At 63.3% G+C, this 3,003-nt stretch carries 4 protein-coding genes; 1 reads left to right on the top strand and 3 read right to left on the bottom strand.

From position 1 onward, the window contains the following. Nucleotides 1–156: 156 nt before the first annotated feature. Together DOO78_RS26735 and DOO78_RS27260 are read right to left on the bottom strand one after the other, a co-directional pair. Nucleotides 157–693 (bottom strand): RES family NAD+ phosphorylase, encoded by a 537-nt coding sequence (locus tag DOO78_RS26735; protein ID WP_243634810.1) that lies wholly within the window; start codon nucleotides 691–693, stop codon nucleotides 157–159. Between the two features lie 68 nt (nucleotides 694–761). Further along, nucleotides 762–1,472: a hypothetical protein gene (locus DOO78_RS27260; protein WP_128080185.1), complete on the bottom strand. Its 711-nt coding sequence runs from the start codon at nucleotides 1,470–1,472 to the stop codon at nucleotides 762–764. Between the two features lie 562 nt (nucleotides 1,473–2,034). Here DOO78_RS27260 and DOO78_RS26725 point away from each other — a divergent pair. Further along, on the top strand, nucleotides 2,035–2,346 hold the full coding sequence (locus DOO78_RS26725) for a hypothetical protein (protein WP_128080184.1): 312 nt from the start codon (nucleotides 2,035–2,037) through the stop codon (nucleotides 2,344–2,346). Between the two features lie 83 nt (nucleotides 2,347–2,429). On the opposite strand, the gene DOO78_RS26720 is transcribed toward DOO78_RS26725, so the two are convergent. Further along, complete coding sequence (locus DOO78_RS26720; protein ID WP_111472922.1) at nucleotides 2,430–2,810, bottom strand: hypothetical protein; 381 nt, start codon at nucleotides 2,808–2,810, stop codon at nucleotides 2,430–2,432. Nucleotides 2,811–3,003: the final 193 nt, after the last annotated feature.

The following is a 3,003-nucleotide window of genomic DNA, read 5'->3' as shown; positions in this document are numbered from 1 at the left end:
TGGAGCGGCGCACCCGCCGCGCCATCACCGCCTCAGCCGCCCATCCAAACCAAAAAAGCAACCCACACCCGCGCAGCAGACAGGCTTTTCAGCAGCCTGCTAGTAGAGAGAACGGTTGCCGTTCAACAACTCTGTTCTGCCAATAAACTAGGACTACTATTGGGGCGGCAGACCAATCCCGTGCTCCTCGGCCAGCACATAGAACCAGTCTACATCAAGGTTCTCCACGCGCTGGACAACCGCGACGGCGGAGGTAGCCCGCTCGAACACCGCTAAGCATACCTCGTCGTCGTTGTGCCGGGCCCGGTATGCGAGTCCATCGGCGGCGCAGGGGTGGCCGTGTAGGGCCTTAGACCATGACTGCGGGAGTTCATAAGGCGGCGAGCCATGGGCGAGTTCGGCCGTCGCACCGATCGCGGCTGCACCGGGACCATGCAACTCCATCACGACGAGATCGCGCGTCAACGTCAGCTCGGCGTAAGCCTTCGCCGCTATCAGATCGGGATCGAGAAGCGTCCGGCCAGGAGTACGCAAGAAGGTTTCAGCGAAGGCTCCGGATGCAGAAAGGGCCACATAGAGTACACCGTAGCTGCCGTCCGGGGCATTGAGACGACCGGCCAGACTCTGGTCGAAGTAGATAGGGTCGAGCCGCTGCCCGCCTTTCTCTTTCGTGTGAAAGCGGTGGAGGCGCACACCAGCCGGCAACGTCCGAAGACGAGGCTGGCGACGATCGAGGTCGGCAGGCGGCGGAGGATGACCGCTCAACCGCCCTGTTCGCCTTGAGACCGCGCCGCAGCGAGGACTGCTGCTACCTCGCCTGCTTCAAGCAGCTGTGCCGGCGTGCGTTCGCCCATGCGCGGATCGCGGTTTACCAGCCAGTTCAGGCGCACCCAAGGGTTTCGGCTGGGCAGCATGTTGAGAGCCTCCCGGAAACCCGGGAGCGTTCCGCCGTGAGTAAACTGGACGGCTGGGTAACGGCGTCGGCCGCCAGGGCCGGGAACGGCCAGTAACGAACCTTCGTCGACGCGCTTCGCGATCGCTTGGCGGCTGATGCCCAACAGGCGCTCGACATCGGCGAGCTCGAAAGCGCCACCGGCAGCCTTCAGGTCGGCCTCGGCGATCTCGAGGCCACGGAGGAGGGCGCGCGCCTTCGGACCGGGCTCGTACGCCTTTTCCGCGATCTCGGTCCTGCCTCCACCATAGAACACGCGCTTCTCAGCACCGCGCTTTACGATCTCTCCAGCGCCAGGGTGGATGACCAACTCACGGACACCAGCGCCAGCGAGCTGCTGGCGACCACGTGGGGTAGTAGGCTTTACGAGGACCTGCACATCGCCCCGGAGCGCGGGATCCTCGAGGACCTTGGCGAACTCCGCCAAACGCCCACGCTTGATGACATAGGAGCCTAACTTAGCCGACGTCGGCGGACGCCGGGTGGGGGTCTTGGGCTCTGTGTGCTTCGTGTTGGTCATCGGGTCCTCACGCACCAACGTGGCGCCCCTGCTCTCCTTAGTCAACTACGACAACTCCGACAACCACGTAAACTCCTCTCTTCTGTGCCGTTCCTTGGTTCAGGATCCTGCGGACCTTGATCGCCCAGAACAACCGCTGTCGAACCGGCTGCCACGTGGACCTGCGGTCAGGGCGCAACTGGCCGGTGGCGGATGCTCAAGGGTGCGCGCTGAGGACCTGTTCACGTGACCCAGGGCGCGTCTTGGCCGCGCAGGGGCGCCTCATCGGATCCGCTGACGTGATTTGGGCTACCTGACAGGGCGGGTTGGCGTCCCTCTCCTGCCCTGCGACGAGCTATCTAATACGCCATAGTTGGCTATTATGACGTGTTAGCCGGACATGCCATATTCGAAGCCCCCGCCGCGCGAAACCAAAGGTCGGTTTTCGGTTCAAATCGGCGGCTACAGTGCTGTATATGCATGCTTTTTCTTGCTGGTCAGGAGACCTGTTTGGCGGCCCGCTACCCCTCCGCCCAGCACCCTGGAAGCACCATTTTTGCTTCGCCCGTTTTGGGCGTTGGTCGTGACGCAATCATTCAACAGCGGCGATCTGCTGCGCATTTCAAAGGATAAGACGATGCAGGTTCATGATGACGACATCGAGCAGTTCCGGCGGACCGGCCTGCGGCTCGTGGAGGAGATCCGGGCGGCCTGGACCGAAGCCGGGTTGTTCCTGAACGACCTCATCCGCAAGCGGCAACTGGCCGACTGCCTGGACGGCCTAAACGCCCGCACCAGTGCCTGGGGCGAAACGCCAGAACGGGAGGAACGGGCACGAGCAGCGGTGATAGAGATCGCCAATGCCGCCCTGCGGTACCACCCCGCCCTCGCCTAATAGACCAATGACATGGGCCGCTGAGGAGTACACCCTCAGCGGCCCCGAGAACCGGATAGCTCCGCTAGCTATGGCTATGAGGGCTAGCGCCAATCCCCATCTTGCAGCACCCAGCCCTGGGGCGACTGGCAGGCCAGGCCCTGCAGTTGGGCTATGGTCTCGCCCCTGCGCGCCGCACTCACGACTGCAGTCCGGCAGATGCGCTCCCCTCCCCCTGGGGCCTGCTGACGCACTTCCGCGTTGAACGAGGAAAGATAGATCGTCTCCGGCCGCTGGTCGGGCGGCAGGCTGCCGCTGCTCACTAGGCGCCGATCGAGGCGCTGCACCAGTGCGTCCATCGTCGCGTCCAGACCGGGATCCCCGAAGCTGCCTTGCTTGGCTATGGCCGGGAAAGCGCAGAGGACGCAGAGAACCACGCCAATGCTGGCGGCGCTGCGACGCAGGGTATGCTGGGAATGCGGCATGTTTCTATCGGCTCCAGGCTCCCATCATGCGTCAGGAATGGTTGACGATCCTCCGCCTAGAGCGTGTTACGGACCGAGTTGATCCCAAATATGTTGATTGCCACTGAGATCTGACCTGGTTTGGGGTGAAGTTGCCACTGAGAGTTGACCCATGTTCGGACGCTAGCCTCGGCTTTCTGGGCGGAGGCGGCGG

Source organism: Roseicella frigidaeris, from assembly GCF_003258945.1.
Lineage (GTDB): Bacteria > Pseudomonadota > Alphaproteobacteria > Acetobacterales > Acetobacteraceae > Paracraurococcus > Paracraurococcus frigidaeris.
Note: the sequence above shows the minus strand (reverse complement) of the source record. Positions and strands in the feature narration are given on the sequence as shown.